This is a genomic window from Deinococcus sp. Arct2-2 (assembly GCF_004801315.1).
In the GTDB taxonomy this organism is placed as follows: Bacteria; Deinococcota; Deinococci; order Deinococcales; family Deinococcaceae; genus Deinococcus.
Map to the genome: position 1 here is coordinate 13349 of NZ_SSNW01000065.1, position 18742 is coordinate 32090.

Consider the following 18742-nt stretch of genomic DNA (forward strand, 5'->3'; position numbering starts at 1 on the left):
ACGGCGGCTATCTTTTTTGGCAATAGCTCCTATCCACCTATCTGTCTTGCCGTTCCTTTAGCGGGCGTTTATGCTGGGGGCAGTTCGTTGCAATTCATGTCGGTGTGCTCGTGTTGGTGCGATGTTGGCCGCCCGCCCTTGTTTGGACTCTTTTCTGGAGGTTCCCATGTTCCGACGTTCCTTTTTGACGGTACTCTCTGCCTCGCTCGTTCTGACGCCGCCCGCTGGGGCGCAGGCCAGCACCAAAATGCTCAGTAATTTGGGCAAAAGCGAGGGCCAACTGAGCATCGTGGCTTGGGCCGGATATATCGAGCGCGGCCAGAGCGACAAGGCTTACGACTGGGTCACGGCTTTCGAGAAAAACACCGGCTGCAAGGTCAGCGTAAAAGTGGCAGGCAGCAGCGACGAAATGGTCAGCCTGATGAATCAGGGCGGCTACGACTTGGTCACGGCTTCGGGCGACGCCTCGCTGCGGTTGGTGGCGGGCGGCAAGGTGCAGGCCATCAATACCAAGCTGATTCCCAGCTACGCCAAGGTGAATCCCAAGTTGCAGAGCGCCGCGTGGAATACGGTGGACGGCGTGCATTACGGCGTGCCGTACCAGTGGGGGCCAAACGTGCTGATGTACAGCACCAAAGTCTTCAAGACGCCGCCCACCAGTTGGAGCGTGCTGTTCAAGGCCCAGAATTTGCCCGACGGCAAGAGCAACAAGGGCCGCATTCAGGCTTACTACGGCCCGATTTATATTGCCGACGCCGCGCTGTACCTGATGAAAACGCAGCCCGCGCTGGGCATCAAGAACCCGTATGAACTGAACGAGGCGCAGTACAAAGCCGCCACAGACCTGCTACGCGGACAGCGCCCCTTGGTGCAGCGCTACTGGAACGATGCCAACGCGCAGGTGCAGGACTTTACCAACGAAGGCACGGCGGCGTCTCCGTCTTGGCCGTTTCAGGTGAATACCTTGCAGGCCAACAAACAGCCCGTCGCCAGCACTATTCCGGCAGAGGGCGCGACGGGGTGGGCCGACACCACCATGCTGCACGCCGCCGCCAAGCACCCCAACTGCGCCTACCGCTGGATGGAATGGAGCCTGACGCCCAAGGTTCAGGGTGACGTGGCCGCGTGGTTCGGCTCGCTGCCTGCCGTGCCCGCCGGATGCAGCGCCAGCACGCTGCTGGGCAAGGAAGGCTGCACCACCAACGGCTACGCGGCGTTCGACAAGATCTATTTCTGGAAGACGCCCGTGACCAAATGTGCCACCCAGACGGCCTGCGTGCCGTATACGCGCTGGGTGTCGGACTACATCGCCATTCAGGGCGGACGGTAAGGCCGGAGTGAGCTTGGTGGCCTCTCCCCCATCTGCGCCGGATCTTCAGCCCCAAACTGGCCCCCCGGCGGTGGCCCCAGCGGTCGCACTGGACAACCTGACTTGCGTGTTCGGCAAGGTGCGGGCGGTGGACGGCGTGACCCTGAACATCGCGCAGGGCGAGTTTTATTCGTTGCTGGGGCCATCGGGCAGCGGCAAGACGACTTGCCTGCGCGTGATCGGTGGGTTCGAGGCGGCCAGCAGCGGCAGCGTGCGCCTGTTCGGGCAAGATGCTGCGCGGCTGGCGGCCTATGACCGACCGGTGAATACGGTGTTTCAGGATTACGCGCTGTTTCCGCATATGAGCGTGCTGGACAACGTGGCCTACGCGCTGACCGTGCGCGGCGTGGGCAAAGCGGAGCGCCTGAAGAAAGCCGGAGCGATGCTGGAACTGGTGAAACTGGGTGAGTTGGGCAGCCGCCGCCCCGCGCAGCTGTCGGGCGGGCAGCGGCAGCGGGTGGCGCTGGCCCGCGCCCTCGTGAACGCGCCCAAATTACTGCTGCTGGACGAACCTTTAGGGGCCTTAGATCTGAAACTGCGCGAGGCCATGCAGACCGAACTGCGGGCCATTCAGCAAACCCTCGGCATCACGTTTGTGTACGTGACCCACGATCAGGGTGAGGCCATGAGCATGAGTGACCGCGTGGCCGTGTTCCGGGCCGGAAAAATTGAGCAGGAAGGCAGTCCACGTGAGCTGTACGGGCATCCCCGCACCGCGTTCGTGGCCGATTTCGTCGGTGGCGCGAACGTGTTAGGAGCCGTGCTGGTGGGCCAAAGCAGCGGCACGTATGCCCTGCGGCCCGAACAGATTTCACTCACCCCCGATCCCGGCGCACCCATGCGGGGCCGCGTGACTGGGCTGCACTATCTGGGCGCGACCACGCGAGTCGAAGTGCAGGTGGGCGGACAAACCGTACACGCCAGCGTGCCTTCGGGCGACGTGCTGCACCTGAAGATCAATGACCAGACGGCGCTGAACTGGAACCCGGCAGACTTGCGGCGCTTGGAAGACGCGTGACCACGCAGGGCAGAGCAGTGCCGCAAAAAGCCGCCAGACCCAGCTTCGGCAAACGCTACTGGCCGCTGCTGCTGCTCGCCGCGCCGCTGTTGTGGCTGGGCGTGCTGTATCTGGGATCGCTGCTGGGGCTGCTCGGCTACTCGTTTTATGGGGTAGACGACTTTACCGGGCAAGTGGTGCCGCAGTTCACGCTCAGCACCTTTCGGCAACTGGTCAGCACGCCCAGCAACATTGACGTCATCGCCCGTACTACGCTGATGGCCGCCGCCGTCACGCTGGCCTGCGCTGTCATCGCCTTTCCGCTGGCGCTGTACGTGGCCCGCCTGACCGATCCGCGCAAAAAGGCGCTGTGGGTGCTGCTGATCACGCTGCCGCTGTGGGCCAGTTATTTGGTGCGGGTGTACGCGTGGCGGCTGATCTTGGCGCAGGAAGGCGTGATCAGTTGGGCGGCGGCCAAATTGCACCTGACAGGCGTGCTGGACGGCCTGCTCAGTTTGCCCGTCATCGGCGGCACCAGCCTTGCCAACAGCTACTTTGGAATGTTTTTGGTGTTCGTGTACGTGTGGCTGCCTTACATGATCTTGCCGATTCAGGCGGCGCTGGAGCGGGTGCCTACATCGGTCACGCAGGCCAGCGCAGACCTCGGAGCGCGTCCGGCACAGACTTTTTGGCGCATTACCTTGCCCTTGGCGTTGCCAGGCGTGGCGGCGGGCAGCATCTTTACCTTCAGCCTCACGCTGGGCGACTACATCATTCCGGGCGTAGTGGGTGCGCCGGGGTATTTCATCGGGCAGATGGTGTACACGCAGCAGGGCGCGGCGGGCAATTTGCCGTTGGCGGCGGCGTTTTCTATCGTGCCCATCGTGATCGTGGGCCTGTATCTGGCGTTCGTGCGGCGGCTGGGGGCGTTCGATGCGCTTTAGGTTGCGGTTTAAAACGTCTCAGGGTCTAGGGTCTAGGGGTCTAAGAAGGGCAATCGCGTTGCTCCCTCACCCCCTCCCCAGCCCTCCCCCCTCAAGGGAGAGGGAGCTACAGCCTCAGCTACAGGCGGCCCACCACCTTAGGCCCTCAGACCCTGTGACCCTGAGACCACGACAAGGCAACCCATGAACGCCCAACCCTCCACCAGCCTCAAACTCTCCGCGTGGCTGGGCGCAGCGTTCCTGCACATTCCGCTGCTCCTGATCGTCCTGTACGCTTTTACCACCGAAGACCGCACCTACACTTTTCCCCCACCGGGACTGACGCTGAAGTGGTTTGGGGTGGCGTTTGCCCGCACCGACATGTGGGAAGCGCTGTGGCTGAGCGTGCGGGTAGCGCTGGGCGCAACGGCACTGGCCCTCGTGCTGGGCGGACTCGCGGCGGCTGGTATGGCCCGCAGCCAGTTTCGGGGCAAAAGTGCCGTGAACCTGCTGCTGGTGCTGCCGATTGCGCTGCCGGGAATTGTCACCGGCCTCGCGCTGCTGGTCAGTCTTCGGCGGGCGGGGCTGGATGCGGGCACGCTGACCATCATCATCGGCCACGCAACGTTTTGCATCGTGACCGTCTATAACAACGTGGTGGCGAGGTTGCGCCGCCTCAGCCCCTCGCAACTGGAAGCCAGCGCCGATCTGGGGGCGCGGCCCCTGCAAACCTTCCGTTACGTGCTGCTGCCGCACTTGGCAACGGCGCTGCTGGCGGGCGGGCTGCTGGCCTTCGCCCTCTCATTCGATGAAGTCATCGTGACCACCTTCACGGCGGGCAGTCAGCAAACCCTGCCGATTTGGCTTTACGGCGAGTTGTTCAAACCGCGCCAACGCCCCGTGACCAACGTGGTGGCGCTGCTGGTGATGGTGGTCACGCTGCTGCCGATTTTGCTGGCCCAGCGTCTCACACAAGGCACGGACGCGATGAACGGAGCAGGGAAAAGCTCGTGATGACGGTTACCGCTCAGCCATTCCTAGCCCACGAAACTTTTCATCAGCTTCGGCACCTCCCGCTCCAGCGCCCGCAGGTAAACGCTGGCTTTGGCGGCAAAAATCAGCACCGATTCGCGGTAGGTGTGAAAGCTGATTTCCACCGTGTAACGCGGCGACATCTGCCCGCGTGGATCGTGGGGGCGCGACAAGTCTTCGTTGCTCAGGGCCTCCAGCGCGTCAAAGAGTTCGGTATCCAGTTGAGCAAACCACGCCTGAATCTGAGCGGTGGTCTGGACTTCTGCGGGGGCCGTCACATCAAATTTCAGCTTCAGCGTGCGGAACGATTCAGCGTAGGCCGCCTGAATTTCAGCCTGCTCCAGCAGCAAGTGGCGCAGGGTCAGGGCCGAACCACCGGGCGAAAAGTCCAAGTCGGCATCGGTGATCTCGCCAAACGCAGTATCGCGCAGGGTGTGGGTCAGGTCGATCAAGTGGGCGCGTTGCTGGGTCAGTCGGTTCATAGGGCCTCCAGATGATGATTGTTTTTTAACGTAGTCCAGCTTAACATTTTGCGCCAGCCATAACTCAACCGTCTCTCCGTACCACACAAGGAGTCGCCATGACCACCTCTCCCCATAAGCCACATCTCGCTCTGCCCAGCCAACTCCTGATCGGCGGCAAGCTGCTGGGCGGGCAAGGCCAAGCCTACGACGTGCTGAATCCGGCCACTGGGAAAACGCTCATTAGCCTGCCGGAAGCCAGCGAGGAACAGGTGAACGCGGCGGTAGGGGCCGCGCAGCACGCTGCCGGAGGCTGGGCACGCACCACTCCCAAAGACCGCGCCGCGCTGCTGCTGGCCCTCGCAGACCGTATCGACGCCGACGCCGAAATCTATGCCCGCTTAGAGGCTGAGAACTGCGGCAAACCGTATGCGGCGGTGCTGGCCGACGAAATCGGGGCCATCTCGGACACGTTCCGCTTTTTTGCTGGGGCAGCCCGCACGATGCAGGGCGCGGTGGCGGGCGAGTATTTGGCCGGGCACACGTCCATGATCCGGCGTGATCCGGTGGGCGTCGTCGCCAGTATCGCGCCGTGGAATTACCCGCTGATGATGGCCGCGTGGAAGCTGGCCCCCGCGTTGGCGGCGGGCAACACCTGCATTCTGAAACCCAGCGAGCAGACGCCGCTGACCACGCTGCACCTTGCCCGCACGCTGGCCGAACTGTTCCCGGCGGGTGTGGTGAACATCGTGACCGGCGTGGGCGAAACGGTGGGCGCGGGCCTGATCAACCATCCCGGCGTGCGGATGGTGTCGCTGACCGGCGACGTATCCACCGGGCGGCGCGTGCTGGAAGCGGCGCAGGCCAGCATCAAACGCACGCATTTGGAGCTGGGCGGCAAAGCCCCGGTGCTGATTTTTGACGACGCCGACATTGAAGCGGCGGTGGAAGGGATCAAGATCTTTGGCTATTACAACGCGGGGCAAGACTGCACGGCGGCCTGCCGCATTTACGCCCAGCAGGGAATCTATGACCGTTTTGTGGCCGCGTTGGCCGATGCGGTGGGCAGCATCAAAGTCGGCACGCAGTTTGACGCCAGCACCGAAATGGGGCCGCTGATCACCGCCCGCCAGCGTGACCGAGTGGCGAGCTTTGTGGAGCGGGCGCGGGAGCAGGCACACATAGAAGTCGTGGCAGGCGGCAGCGCGGGCAGCGGCGACGGCTTTTTCTATGCGCCCACCGTGATCGCCGGGGCGCGGCAATCCGACGAAATCGTGCGGAGAGAAGTGTTCGGGCCAGTGGTCAGCGTGACGCCCTTCCAGACCGCGGAGCAGGCGGTGGGCTGGGCCAACGATTCCGATTATGGACTCGCCAGCAGCGTGTGGACGCAGAACGTGGGGCAGGCCATGCAGGTCAGCGCCGCGCTGGAATACGGCTGCACATGGGTCAACACCCATTTTATGTTGGTGAACGAAATGCCTCACGGCGGCTTCAAGCAAAGCGGCTACGGCAAAGACATGAGCATGTACGCGCTGGAAGACTATTCGGTGGTGCGGCACGTGATGATCAAGCACTAAATGAGCGGGTGCTGAGCAAGCAAGTTCGGTGGGCCATCACATCCCGCGTTGAGCATCTCAAGGCAGCCGAAAACGCCCCACTCTGCGCTTATAAGGCGCAGAGCGGGGTTAGTGCGGTTGATTGGATTTACTTGTTCTGAAGCGCCTTGCTCACATTGATCAGGCTGACCGATCCTGCTGGGTCAACCGAGTAATCGTCGTTCGGCTCACCTTCGTTGGCGACCAGCAGGAGCGAGCCGTCAGGCGTGAAGGTGAGCATGTCGGGCAACGCACCCACCGTAACGGCAGGGGCGCGTTCGGTGCCGTCGCTGTTCAGGAAAGCCACTTTGCCGGGGTTGGTTTTCACGGCGTCTTGCACGGCTACCGCCACCACGCCATTTTTCACGGTCACGCTGTTAGCGCTCGCCCCGTACTTGCTCAGGTTGGCCGCGCCCACCAGTGCGGGTTTGGTGGGATCGGAGATGCTCAGAATGTCCAGCCCGCCCGTCGCGCCGTTTACCACGAACAAACGCTTGCTGGCAGAGTCATAGGCGGGAATCTCGGCTGCGCCCTTATCGAAGGCGTAGGGCGTGACCTGAGAGCGCCCCAGCAAGGTCAGGTTACCTGCATCGGCCACGCTGTAGAGCGTTGTGGAGCCGCTGACTTCGTTGGCTACCACCAAGATGTTGCTGCCGTTGGGACTTTCGGCGGCAGGAATAAACAGCAGTCCTTCCGGGCCGAGGTCGCCTGCCAACCCGCTGTTGGGGGCAGCGGTGGGCGTCACGGTATTCGCGTAGCCCACAAACGCCGGGGCAGTGGGCGTACTCACGTCCAGCACCATCACGCCGCCTGTGCGCTCCAGACCTACGAAGGCCAGAGTTTTTCCGGCCACTTGGCCCACCGTGACGCCTTCCGCTTCCGGGCCTTTATTGTCGCTGCGGGTATCGCGGGTGCTGTTGGTGCCGCCCGAATTAAAGCTGGAAGGCGTCAGTTCCGCCGTTTTGCGCTCGAACAGGTCGCCCGTATCGGCCACGCGGGTTAGTCCAGTCGTCCAGACACTCATGCTGCGGCCCCCGAACGACACCAATTGGTCAGCGTCGCCGTCGCCGTCGGTGTCGGCGTCTACACGGCTGACCAGCAGGCGGCCCAGCGCGGCGTCTTTTTGCAGGTCGGCGGCGTTGGGAAAAGCGGCAGCGTCCAGCTTCAGGTCAGCCACCTTAGCGGCGTCGGCAAAAGCCGCATATTCGCGGGTATCGCCCTCATTGGCGGTCAGCAAGTAGGTCTGGCCGCCGCTGGCAAAGCTGGCAATGGCGTCGGGCATATACGCGCCCTGCACGGGCCAGTTCTGAATGTTGATGGCGCCGTCTTTGTCGCTGGCGTCGAGGCCCATCCCCGCTGCCGAGTGGTCTTTGAAGCCCAACGACTTGAGGCCCGCCCACGTTCCGGTGGTCAGGTCAAGGGTCGCCACCGCGTTGCTTTCCTGAACCGTCACGTAAGCCGCCTTGCCGTCCGGCGCAACCGTGATGTATTCGGGTTCGGCGTCTTTGGAGAGCAGGGCGCTGGGGGTGCCGCCGCGCAGCTTCAACGTAGGCTGCTGGGCATCGAACCCCTCAAAACCAAGGGTCGTGACCAACGGAAAATCAGGGGTTTGGGGCTGCACGCAGGCCGTCAACGAGACACTGAGAGTGAGGGTCGCCACAGCCAACCGCGCCGAAACAGGAAGTCTCATGCGGCCCGGTTTATCAGGGGAGTTTCAGGGCGCGGTCAAGCCACTGTTTGTTCCTATCCAGTTTATTTCTATTCGGTCTATTTCTATCCAGTTTATTTCTATTCGATGGGCTGGATTTCCGACAAAGTCGTCGACGCCGACTCGATGCGCTGCTGGCGCAAGTTGCCGAGGTCTTGGGCATTCACGGCGTGTTCGGCCATCACGATGGTCTGGCACAGCAGCATCAGCGAGCCGCCCATGCTGCGGCCCAGCACCCGCACGCCCGCCGTGCCCAAAATCACGCCCTGTTGTCCATCGGTCAGGATCAGGACGTGTGGCCCCACCAGCAGCCCCGCCTGATCAGGCGACGGCCAAGTGCGGGCGCGGCAAGCCATCAATTCTTCTCGCCAGCTGTCGGTTAGGCCTTGCTCTGGCCCGTCCGATAAGGGCGCGGACGGATTCCCGGCGTGGGCCTGCGCGGTCACGGCCTCGATCACGCGCCGGATTTGCTCGCCGGACAGGGCCACCAAATGTTCGACGGTGGCTTCGGTGGACGCTTCTTCGCCGGGGAACGCCATCAGCAGGGCCAGCACGTCGGCCAAGTCGGGGGCAGAATCAGTCAATTGCAAGTGTGGTTGAGCATTTTTCACGGGGAAACCTCCTGAACTCGGTGGGCCGAATGAGCGGCCACAACCGCTGCTTGGGCGCACGATACCGCTTGTGCGCCCAGAAGGTGACACCCTGACTTGGTTTGCCTGCCGTACCGCACGGCTCTAAACAGCACACTAGGCCGACGGGAAGGGTCTGGGGGGCATGCCAGAAGGCTTCTAGTCGGCCGAGAGGTTTCCTAAACCTACCGTGTGTTTTTTATTGTGACTCTGCCCCGGTAAAAGGCTAACTCACCCCTTTTCACCGCAGGCTTTATTGCTGCGTGCCGATCTTCACGCCCGCCTGCGTCAGTTTGTCTTGCCAGCGCACGAATTCTTGCCGCTCGATTTCAAGGGTGACGGACACGCCGAGATTGGTGGTAGAAATGGTGGCGCTGCCGTTCAGCCCCTTGGCGGGCCACCAATAGGGGTTGCCGTCGGTCACGCCGCCCCGGATTCGCGTCCAGCCGATGGTATTGAAGCGCACGATATTTTGGCCGAAGGTGGAGGGGCTGAGTTTGGCTCCGGAATTGGCGTCCCAGAGGTACATTCCTACATTTTGGGCAGGCACGGGCGAACCGTCAGGAAGGCGTCCACTGGACAACACGCGGTTGTTTTCCAGCACGCTGCCCATGCCGCCCGCGATGGCAATGCCGTAATTGGTGGTGCTGACCACCTGATTGTGATACACGTGCGCGTAGCCGTTTTTGGTGGGATCGCTGACCTTGCCGTCTCCGACCAAGATGCCGCCGCCAGAGAATTTTGCGTCGGTGGCGGGCAAAGCGTTGTACGCGCCCTGAATATAATTGTCGTGAATTTTAATGGGGCTGCTGGGCGTGCCGCTGCTCACGAACAGGTTGATGTTGTCTTCGACGCGGCTCTTGCCGGGTTCGTTGACAACCTGATTCCAAGCAATTTCGGCCCCCGCGATCCGGGTCACGTCGTTGAACTGCACAAACTGCGCCCAGCTAAAGGCATTGTCGGAGTAGCCGCCGGTGCCGTCGCTTTGGCGGCCATCGACGTTTTTCACTACGTTTCTCAGCACGCTGATGGTTTCGCCCCGGCTGGCCTCGCCCCGGTACTGGCGAATGTAAATCCCGCCCGTACCTTCCAGCAGGTTGTTTTCCATGTGCACGTCGTACACTTCTTCGAGGTTGGCAAAGCGTCCGGGGCTGCGGCCCGCCACCAAAGGATTCAGGCTGACGCCGTGAGTATTGCGAACCGTGAGGCGGGTTTGCATGCCCTGAATGAGTGTGCCGCGCCCGCGAATCCGGCTGTTTTCGATGACCACTGGCTCGCTGGTACGGATGCGGACGGCAGGCACACGGGCGTCCAGCGACTCCCAGTTGCCGGAGTAAGTGCCGCCCTGCGTAATCACGAGGGGGCCAGAGAAGGCGTCCTTGGCATCTATTTCGGCGGCAGAACTGGCGGCGCAGCCTTGCAGGGTCGGCGCGGCCCAGTCGGCATGGTCATGAGAAGGGCCGTCTCCGGCAGCCGTGACCACCAGTTTCAGTTGCTTTTTTCCAGCCACGTTCACGGTCAGGCGCTTGATAGCGTCGGTGCCGCGCAGCACGCCGGAATCGGAGAGCAGCACGCCGTCGGCCCACACCTGAAACGTCACGCTGCCGCCGCTGACTTCATCGTCTACGCCCACATCGGCCGCAAAGGTTTGGCACTGGTCGCCCAAGGCAAAGACCAAGCTGGAAGGCGCATGCACCCCGTACCCTAGCGCGTAAGTTTGACCGCCCAGCGACAGCGCATGCCCATCGGCAGGAGCCTGCTCGCCGTTGCTGCGGTCTCGCTCTGCTGGCCCCCAGCCACTCTCGGCACTCAGGAGCAGCCCATAAGCCAGAGGTTGTGCGCCGACAGCGGGAAAGCCTTGGGCCGTGAGGGGACGGGACACCGAGTCGGCCAGCAGGTCTACAGGGCCCGCAGCGGCGTCATTCGGCGCGGGCACCGAAGTGCAGGAAGCGAGTGTGAGGGCAAGGGTGGTCAGGGCCAACAAAGACCGGGGTTGAACAGAACGTATACGCACGGGAAAACTCCTGACAGCACGGCCTCACCCGGCTTGGCACGCCGCCCCACCAGCAGCGGCAGCGTGAATCCAAACAGGAACATCAGGGGAAGGCAGGACTGAATTTGCAAAACTGCAGTAGGGAGGCTCGGTGCCCCCACTCAGAGGGCACGGGGACTGATAGACGGTCGCACCACTGGCTCTCCCTGTCCGAGGTGCCCGGATTACAGAACAGGTGTCATCGCCTCGCTCAGTCAGGAGCATCTTTACCTGACGCGTAGACTATACGCAGGGTTGTTCTTACGAAACTCTGACGCAAAAGATCAGAATATAAGTTGCTTTTCTTTCGGCTGAACCGGGGTTAGGCCAGCTTCGCAGACTCATCTGACCGTCGCGTTTCTAATGTGTGAGCGATGAGCTCCAGAGCCGATGCAAAGGCACTTATAGCAAATGGAAGGTCTAGGACACATTCAATTCTCATCTTAAAGAGTCGATTTGAACCGCTGTAGCTTAGGGCTTCGGAATGGGCGTCTTTATGCAGTGCTTTACCCACGGCAGGAGCGTTCCTGACCATTCAGTGCATATTCCTTCCCCGTGCGGCGTCTCTAAATGTTGCTCTTTTTCTAAATATTAAAGAAAGCGGGCCGTGTGTATTCATCACCCACAGTCCTTATCTTTGCCTTCTAGAATCACCGTGTTCGGCGTAGTGTTCAGCGTGGGATTCACCACCTCTCAGCCATTCCCAACGTCTCAAACGCAGGAGCAGCGTTGCTTCCTCTCCCCCGCCCTCTTTCCCCGCCGGACACGCTCTCAGTTGGCCCGGCAGCAGGAGCCTCCGTGCCGTATTCCTCCCACCCCACCCCGCTGCTGGAGCGCGAGCATTGGCGCGACCTCGGCGGCACTTGGCGATTTTGTTTTGAAGACGCGGGGCTGTGGCAGCACCCCAGCGAAGTGGTTTTTGACCGTGAAATCGAGGTGCCTTACGCCCCCGAAAGCGTGCAGAGCGGTATTCATGACGAGGGGTTTCATTCGGTGGTGTGGTACGGGCTGACGCTGACGCCCACCCCCGAAGAGCGCCCCGGCCCGCATGGCGGTAGGTTGCTGCTGCACTTTGGAGCGGTGGACTACAACGCGACCGTGTGGGCCAATGGGCGCTTGGTGGCCCAGCACAGCGGCGGCCACACGCCCTTCTCCGCCGATATTACCCAGCAGGCGCGGGCGGGCGAAAGTGTGGAGATTGTGGTGCGGGCACAGGACAACCCACACGACCTTGCCAAGCCACGCGGCAAACAAGACTGGCAACGCGAGCCGCATTCCATCTGGTATCCGCGCACGACCGGCATCTGGCAAACCGTGTGGCTGGAGCGCGTGCCAGCCACCTACCTTCATGCGTTGCGTTGGTCGTCCGATCCGTTGCGCTGGCAAATCGGTGTGGAGCTGGAAGTGGCGGGGCCGCTGCTGCCGGGCCTGAGCGTGCGTGTGCGCCTGTACCGCAACGAGGCGCTGCTGGCCGATGACCGCTACGGGCTGGCCCAGTCTGACTTGTCGCGCCAAATCGCCCTCTCTGACCCCGGCATAGATGATTTCCGCAACGAACTGCTGTGGAGTCCGAACCATCCGCAACTGCTGGACGCGGTGGTGGAATTGATGCTGGGTGAAACGGTGCTCGACCGGGTGCAGAGCTATACGGCGCTGCGGTTCGTAGGCGTGACGGGCAACCGTTTTTTGCTGAATGGGCGGCCCTATTACCTGAAAATGGTGCTGGATCAGGGGTATTGGCCAAAGAGCCTGATGACCGCCACCGACGCCGAGTTGCGCCGCGATGTGGAACTGACCCGCCAACTGGGCTTCAACGGCGCACGTAAGCACCAGAAGATAGAATCTCCGCGCTGGCTGTACTGGTGCGACGTGCTGGGCCTGTTGGTGTGGGAGGAAATGCCCAGCCCGTACCGCTTTACGCCGCAGGCGGTGCATTGCCTGATCCGCGAGTGGGGTGAGGTGCTGGAGCGTGACCGCTCGCATCCCTGCATCGTGGCGTGGGTGCCCTTCAACGAGTCGTGGGGCGTACCCGACCTGCCTACCAACCCCGCGCACCGCGACTATGTGCGCACGCTGTACCACCTGACCAAAACCCTCGATCCCACCCGCCCGGTCATCGGCAACGACGGCTGGGAACACGTCGCCACCGATATTCTGACCATTCACGACTACACCGACGACCCTGACCTGTTGCGGCGGCGCTACGGCACGCTGGAATCGACCCGGCTGTCGCTGGAGCAGCAGCAACCCGCAGACCGCGCCCTCACGCTGATGGGGTTTCAGGCGGCGGGACAGCCTGTGATGCTCTCGGAGTTTGGCGGCATCGCGTATATTCCCGACCACACCAGCGGCTGGGGCTACAGCCAGTCTCAAAACGAGGCCGATTTCGTGCAGGATTACGCGGCGTTGCTGGCGGCCATCCACGAGTGTCACGGCTTGTCGGGCTTTTGTTATACCCAACTCACCGATACGTTTCAGGAAAAAAATGGTCTGCTGTACGAAGACCGCACACCCAAAGCCGACGTGTCGGAACTGGCCCGCAGCACGCAGGGCACCCGCACCGCACGGGAAATGACCATCGACCCGCTGATGAACCCGTATGGACACGCCCTGCGCTGGCCTGACCAGACTCTGGGCAACCGCGATCCGTTTGCCGTGACCGACCAAGAATGAGCCTGATGACAGGGTGAGAAAATGAAGACCAACGTGGAAAATCTCTCTTCCTAGCATTTCAAAAGTATCACGGGGTCATTCGGCCGCCTTCATGTGCAGAGTGGAGGCGGCTTTATTGTGGCAAGTGGTCAAAAACACCTGTACCAGAGACATAAACTACTGAATATCTGCTCTTCTGCTTCGGCTGCAGCCATCGGCGATCACCCAGAAAAGTGTTAACAATTTCATGTCAGAAAAGCGTCAGTGAAGAGGTATTAAATTAACATGACCTTATGAAACCGCTCACGGCGCTTTTCCCGAAAGTGTTGGCCAACAAATGGTTGGGTAGAAAGGTATTCCCCAGAGTGTTCCACCCCGCTGCCGAAGACTTGCCTGATCCCAATGTGCTGCTGGCAGAGCAGGGTTATTTCGTGTACGCCACCAACACGCCGGGAGTCAATGTGCCTGTGGTGTTCAGCGCCGATTTGCAGAGTTTTAGCCTGCTGGGAGACGCCATGCCGGCGCTGCCCCGCTGGGTGCAGCGCGGCTTTACGTGGGCACCGGAAGTGGCTGAGATGGGCGGGCGCTACGTGCTGTACTTTACGGCCCGCCTGCGCCGCAGCGGACGCCAAGTGATCGGGGTAGCCACTAGCCAGCGCCCCGAAGGCCCCTTTGTGGCCGCCAACCAACCGCTGATGACCATGCTGGAACTCGGCGGCGCAATCGACGCCAACGTGCTGACCACCGCGAGCGGCGAGCGGTACTTGTACTGGAAGAACGACGGCAACGCAGTAGGGCAGGCCACCCGGCTCTGGGGCGCAGCCCTCAGTGACGACGGCCTGAGCCTGCTGGGCGATCCGGTCGCCCTGCTCACCGCCACCGAACCTTGGGAGCGCGAACTCGTGGAAGCGCCGCAAGTCATCGAAGGCGACGGCGTGTTTCATCTGCTGTATTCCTGCGCCGATTTTGGCGATGAAACCTACGCGGTGGGGGACGCTTCCGGCCCTACGCCGCTCGGGCCGTTCCATAAAACCCGCAACGCCCCAGTCTTGGCCTCGCATGGCCGGCTGGCTGGGCCAGGCCACAGCCACGCCTTCCGCACCGCCAGCGGGCACTGGCAACTGGCCTACCACGCGTGGGAGAGCGGGCGCTGCGGCTACCCCAAAGGCCGCCGGGCACTACACTTTTTACCCCTACAACTCGACGGCGGGCACCTGCGCCTGACTTTTCCTGAACTGGTGGCCGAAGCCTGCGATTAGGGCAGGCAGCAACAGAGGGTTGCGGTGCGTCCTAGTGGTAGGAACGCACCGCAACCTTATATGGAGGACTGAGCAGCGTTACTGCCGAGGCCCGATCACCACGTTGGACGCCCTGAGTTTGGCCTGCCAGCGCTCAAATTCCTGAGCTTCCATCGCGCGGGTAATCGTGCCGGGAAGCGCCGTGTTGTTTTTGCAACTCTTGTTGCTCCGGGCCTCAGCATCGCAATTGGGAAACCAGAAGGGATTTTGTGCGGTGGCCGACTTGACAGGCTGCGCCCAACCCACCACGTTGCCGTACATCACGTTATTGAAAAAAGTACTGCGGGCCTTGTCGCCGTGAAGATCCCACACATAGATGCCCACGTTCTGGGAAGCGATGCGGCGACCATCAGGCAGCAGGCCGCTGGAAATGACCCGGTTGTTGTAGGCCTCGTTGTTGTGCCCCGCAGCAATGGCGATGCCCTGATTGGACGTGCTGACGATCTGGTTATTGTAGGCCCGCAGATAGGCCGACGCTTTGGTGACCGAACTCGATTGGCCGTCACCCAGCATGATGCCGCCGCCGCCGTATTTGTCGGTGGCTGGGTTGGTAGGATAAGCGCCCTGAATATAGTTATCGTGAATCAGCACCGGACTATTGGGCGTGCCGCTGCTGACATACATATTGATGTTTTCTTCGACGCGGCTTTTACCGGGTTCATTGACGATCTGGTTCCAAGCAATTTCAGCATTCGGAATGTTTTTCACGTCGTTGAACTGCACGAACTGAACGCGGTAAAACCCTGTCTCCGAAAAGGCATTGGGGCCGTCACTGTAGCGCCCATCGATGTTCAGGGCCTTGTTCCGCATGACTTTGATGGTATGACCCTTGTTGGGATCGCCCAGATATTTATTGAGGTAGATGCCTGACGTACCGATCAGTTCATTATTTTCGATGCGGACATTCTGAAACTCTTCCAGATGCACGAAATAGCCGGGCGTGCGGCGGTAACTGGCGGCCAAACCGGGATTGAGCGCCACCCCCCGCGAGTTGCGAACCGTGAGGTTGGCTTTGACATAGCGGCTGCGAATCAGGGCACCCCGGCTCTGAATATTTGAATTTTCGATGACGACCGCCTCACTGGTATCAATCGTCACAGCGGGCTTGTCGGGGTTGAGGCTTTGCCAGTTGCCCGAATACACGCCGCCTTGCGTGATGGTGATGGGACCACTGAAGGTGATTTGGGCCTGAGCAGAAACGCCGAGCAAGGCGGCACACAGCACGGCAATGGCAGCAAGCCCTGAGCGCGTACCACTGGCCGGGACAACCCTAACGTTCTCGTTCATGCCCAAACTGTGCCGCAGCCGACGCAACAGATTCGTTAACGGTGCCTGAAGGGGATAGTGGTATTGAAGGAGCAGGGGAATTTGATTATCATCAGTCACACATCTTGCTAATCTACGGCCATCCGTTTCATTTTGGTGGGCATCACTACATCTATCAAAGTAGCTCACCGATTATATTGCCATTACTTTTACCCGATATTTAAAGGAGAGTGGCATGAGCGACTACCAGCAAGACCTGTTCCGTTATGTGGCCGAGGAGTTTACCGAAGATTACCGTGAGGGCGAACTGGAACGCCGGGAATTTCTGCGCCGCAGCGTGTTGCTGGGCGGGTCGGTGGTGGGCGCACGCACCCTCTTGGCCTCACTGGGGGTAGCAGGCGTCAGCGCCGCCGAACTGGCCGCCGCACAAACGGCCCCGCCGCAAAACGAGCCTGCCAAGAACACCTATCAGGTTGCGCCCGATGACGCCACACTCGACGCTGGCCGGGTCACTTACGAGGCACTGGGGCGCACCAACTTTGCCTACTTGGCCCGGCCCAAAGGGGTGACTTCCGCGCCTATCGTGATGGTGATTCACGAGAACCGGGGCCTGCAACCCCACCTCGAAGATGTGGCCCGCCGGGTAGCCAAAGCAGGCTACATCGCGCTGGCCCCCGATTTCGTTTCTTCGGAAGGGGGAACGGCCAAGTTTACCGACACCGCCCAGATTTCGGCGTTCATTGCCCGCACGCCCGCCGAAACGCATGCGGCACACGGGCTGGCTGCGGTGGAGTTCCTGAAAGCGCAGTCTGGCGCACAAGTTGACCGTTTCGGCATGCTGGGCTTTTGCTGGGGCGGCGGCATGACGTGGCTGCTGTCGACCAAGTTGCCCGATCTCAAGGCCGCGATTCCCTTCTACGGCCCCTCGCCCTCTTTTGCAGAAGTACCCCAAATTAAAGCCGCCGTGCTGGGCATCTACGGCAAAAATGATCCCCGCATCACGGGGAACGCGGCCGCAACCCAAGCGGCACTCACCGCGGCGGGTGTGAAGCACCAGTTCCTGATCTATCCGGGAGCCAACCACGCCTTCCACAACGACACCGGAGCCAATTACAAGCGCGACGCTGCCGAGAATGCTTGGGCCAGCACGCTGGTGTGGCTGCGGGGCAATTTGTAAGAATTGGGGAGCTGAACTGAGCCAGAGTTGGCATGACAACAGAGAAGCGGGAAGAGGTCATCAATCGGCCCCTTCCCGCCTCTCTGTTACTGCAACTTAAACAACGTTACTGAGGCGCCACCAGCCACCCGCCCCGCGTACTGCCGCCGGTGTACACAAAGCCTTGTCCGGCTGGGCCTGCCACGCTGGAACCCCGCGCCACCGGAAGGGGCGTGAGGGCGGCCCAAGTGTCGGTGCCCGGATCGTAGGCGCTGACATCGCTGATCGGCTGCCCGTGCCCCGATTCTCCACCGGCCACGATCAGGCGTCCACCCAGCACGAACGTGGTGTTGGCGATGTGGCTGCGGGCGCGGGGAAGGTTGCGCAGGGCCGTCCAAGTGTCGGTGGCCGGATCATAGACATGCAGCGAGGGTTGCGTCACCGACGCCTGATCGTGTCCCTGCTGGCCCCCTACGGCATAGATTTTGCCCCCCAGCACCGCCGATCCCATGTGGTGGCGCGGATTGGGCAAGGGGGCCGCCACCGTCCACGCCGGGGCACCGCCCGTCAGGTCAAGGACGTAGTGGTCGCCCACGTTTTGGGTGCGGGCGAGGTTGGTGCCGCCGAAGTAATGCAGCTTGCCGTCCAGATACTCCAACTGTCCGGCGGCCCGCTCGATGGGCAAATCGGGCAGGCGGCTGTAAGTGTTGCTGGCCGGATCGTAGCGCCACACGGCTTTGGTGCCGAAAATTTGCCCATTCCAAGTGGCGTTGGCGAGGTAGCCGCCCGCGTAATACAGGCTGGCCCCGTCGCTGGTCAGGCCCGCGTGGGTCACGCCTTTGTCGGGCATGTAGGCCAGCGCTGTCCAGAGGGTGGTGGCCGGATCGTACAGATAAGCGCGGTTGGTGGGCGTGCAGCACCCCTTCAGGCTGTCGAAGCCGCCAAAGGTGTAGAGCCTGCCGTTCAGCATGCGGCCCTGAGCTTCAGACACGCTGTAGGGCTGGTTGGCGAGGGCGGAATAAGTGTAGGCACTGGCCGCCGGAGCCGCAGGGCGCGGCGCACTGGCAAGGGCCGCTGCCGACGCATTTCCGCCCGAATCGGTGGCCACCACGCGGTAAAACGAAGTCGCATTTTCGGGGGCGTAGGCGTCGGTGAAGGTGGAAGTAGTCAGGCCTTGAGGCGTGATCAGGCTGTACAGGCCATCGGCCCGCGCCGCCCGGTATACGCGGTAGCCCGCCAAGTCGGGTTCTGCATTGTCGGCCCAGTCCAGAACGATGCCGCCCGCCCCAGCCGAGGCGTTCAGGGCGCTGGGGGCAGCGGGCGCGGTGCTGTCGCCCTCGCAGGCCAGGCGGGCGTCGGCCCAATCCGCATGATCGTAACTGACGCCGTCGCTGTTGTTGGTCACCACCAAGCGCAGGTTTTGCACACCTGTCACATTTACGGTCACGGGCTTGGCCGGATCAATTCCGCGCAGCGTGCCCGAGTCGTGCAGTTTGCTGGCTGTGCCGTTCCAGACCTGAAAAACGACGCTGCCCCGGTCGCCCACCTCATCGTCTAGGCCCACTTGCGCGGCAAACGTGCTGCACCTTCCGCCCAGCGCGTAGCTGACTTCCGACGCCGCGTG

At 61.9% G+C, this 18742-nt stretch carries 14 protein-coding genes and 1 riboswitch; of the genes, 8 read left to right on the forward strand and 6 right to left on the reverse strand.

Going from position 1 to position 18742, the window contains the following annotated elements; all coding sequences use genetic code 11:
• The first annotated feature begins 166 nt into the window (after positions 1-166).
• From E7T06_RS20170 to E7T06_RS20185, 4 genes are all read left to right on the forward strand, one after another.
• Complete coding sequence (locus E7T06_RS20170; protein ID WP_136367560.1) at positions 167-1330, forward strand: ABC transporter substrate-binding protein; 1164 nt, start codon at positions 167-169, stop codon at positions 1328-1330.
• 16 nt (positions 1331-1346) lie between these two features.
• Complete coding sequence (locus E7T06_RS20175) at positions 1347-2387, forward strand: ABC transporter ATP-binding protein (protein WP_240741196.1); 1041 nt, start codon at positions 1347-1349, stop codon at positions 2385-2387.
• Entirely contained in the window at positions 2384-3310 is a 927-nt protein-coding gene (locus tag E7T06_RS20180) for an ABC transporter permease (RefSeq protein WP_205750995.1), read from the forward strand. The genes E7T06_RS20175 and E7T06_RS20180 overlap by 4 nt, the downstream gene beginning before the upstream one ends.
• Positions 3311-3493: 183 nt before the next feature.
• Positions 3494-4303: an ABC transporter permease gene (locus tag E7T06_RS20185; protein WP_136367562.1), complete on the forward strand. Its 810-nt coding sequence runs from the start codon at positions 3494-3496 to the stop codon at positions 4301-4303.
• Positions 4304-4326: 23 nt separating this feature from the next.
• Here the strand turns inward: E7T06_RS20185 and E7T06_RS20190 are convergent, their stop codons facing one another.
• Entirely contained in the window at positions 4327-4803 is a 477-nt protein-coding gene (locus tag E7T06_RS20190; protein ID WP_136367563.1) for a DinB family protein, read from the reverse strand.
• A 98-nt stretch (positions 4804-4901) separates the two neighbouring features.
• On the opposite strand from E7T06_RS20190, the gene E7T06_RS20195 reads away from it, so the two are divergent.
• A complete protein-coding gene (locus E7T06_RS20195; RefSeq protein ID WP_136367564.1) occupies positions 4902-6359 on the forward strand; it encodes a gamma-aminobutyraldehyde dehydrogenase in 1458 nt (485 codons plus the stop codon).
• Between the two features lie 127 nt (positions 6360-6486).
• Here the strand turns inward: E7T06_RS20195 and E7T06_RS20200 are convergent, their stop codons facing one another.
• The 3 genes from E7T06_RS20200 to E7T06_RS20210 all read right to left on the reverse strand — a co-directional run bounded on the left by E7T06_RS20200 (position 6487) and on the right by E7T06_RS20210 (position 10728).
• Positions 6487-8067 carry a choice-of-anchor I family protein gene (locus E7T06_RS20200; protein ID WP_136367565.1) on the reverse strand — a complete coding sequence of 527 codons (1581 nt, stop codon included), beginning with the start codon at positions 8065-8067 and terminating at the stop codon, positions 6487-6489.
• 98 nt (positions 8068-8165) lie between these two features.
• Positions 8166-8669 carry a hypothetical protein gene (locus tag E7T06_RS20205; protein WP_136367566.1) on the reverse strand — a complete coding sequence of 168 codons (504 nt, stop codon included), beginning with the start codon at positions 8667-8669 and terminating at the stop codon, positions 8166-8168.
• Positions 8670-8967: 298 nt separating this feature from the next.
• Positions 8968-10728, reverse strand: coding sequence for an NPCBM/NEW2 domain-containing protein (locus tag E7T06_RS20210; protein WP_136367567.1), 1761 nt, complete (start codon positions 10726-10728; stop codon positions 8968-8970).
• Positions 10729-10880: 152 nt separating this feature from the next.
• Positions 10881-10965: riboswitch (cyclic di-GMP riboswitch) on the reverse strand.
• A gap of 579 nt (positions 10966-11544) precedes the next feature.
• Here E7T06_RS20210 and E7T06_RS20215 point away from each other — a divergent pair.
• Positions 11545-13419, forward strand: coding sequence for a glycoside hydrolase family 2 TIM barrel-domain containing protein (locus tag E7T06_RS20215; RefSeq protein WP_136367568.1), 1875 nt, complete (start codon positions 11545-11547; stop codon positions 13417-13419).
• A gap of 272 nt (positions 13420-13691) precedes the next feature.
• Positions 13692-14657: a glycoside hydrolase family 43 protein gene (locus E7T06_RS20220; protein WP_136367569.1), complete on the forward strand. Its 966-nt coding sequence runs from the start codon at positions 13692-13694 to the stop codon at positions 14655-14657.
• A gap of 78 nt (positions 14658-14735) precedes the next feature.
• On the opposite strand, the gene E7T06_RS20225 is transcribed toward E7T06_RS20220, so the two are convergent.
• Complete coding sequence (locus E7T06_RS20225; protein WP_136367570.1) at positions 14736-15983, reverse strand: hypothetical protein; 1248 nt, start codon at positions 15981-15983, stop codon at positions 14736-14738.
• A 214-nt stretch (positions 15984-16197) separates the two neighbouring features.
• On the opposite strand from E7T06_RS20225, the gene E7T06_RS20230 reads away from it, so the two are divergent.
• On the forward strand, positions 16198-17139 hold the full coding sequence (locus E7T06_RS20230) for a dienelactone hydrolase family protein (RefSeq protein WP_136367571.1): 942 nt from the start codon (positions 16198-16200) through the stop codon (positions 17137-17139).
• Positions 17140-17245: 106 nt separating this feature from the next.
• On the opposite strand, the gene E7T06_RS20235 is transcribed toward E7T06_RS20230, so the two are convergent.
• On the reverse strand, positions 17246-18742 hold a 1497-nt coding region (locus tag E7T06_RS20235; RefSeq protein WP_205750996.1), incomplete at its 5' end, for an NPCBM/NEW2 domain-containing protein.

Excerpts from the sequence above, each read along its gene's own strand:
- E7T06_RS20170 (WP_136367560.1), top strand. The coding sequence starts at position 167 with ATGTTCCGACGTTCCTTTTTGACGGTACTCTCTGCCTCGCTCGTTCTG.
- E7T06_RS20185 (WP_136367562.1), top strand. The coding sequence starts at position 3,494 with ATGAACGCCCAACCCTCCACCAGCCTCAAACTCTCCGCGTGGCTGGGC.
- E7T06_RS20190 (WP_136367563.1), bottom strand. The coding sequence starts at position 4,803 with ATGAACCGACTGACCCAGCAACGCGCCCACTTGATCGACCTGACCCAC.
- E7T06_RS20195 (WP_136367564.1), top strand. The coding sequence starts at position 4,902 with ATGACCACCTCTCCCCATAAGCCACATCTCGCTCTGCCCAGCCAACTC.
- E7T06_RS20200 (WP_136367565.1), bottom strand. The coding sequence starts at position 8,067 with ATGAGACTTCCTGTTTCGGCGCGGTTGGCTGTGGCGACCCTCACTCTC.
- E7T06_RS20220 (WP_136367569.1), top strand. The coding sequence starts at position 13,692 with ATGAAACCGCTCACGGCGCTTTTCCCGAAAGTGTTGGCCAACAAATGG.
- E7T06_RS20225 (WP_136367570.1), bottom strand. The coding sequence starts at position 15,983 with ATGAACGAGAACGTTAGGGTTGTCCCGGCCAGTGGTACGCGCTCAGGG.
- E7T06_RS20230 (WP_136367571.1), top strand. The coding sequence starts at position 16,198 with ATGAGCGACTACCAGCAAGACCTGTTCCGTTATGTGGCCGAGGAGTTT.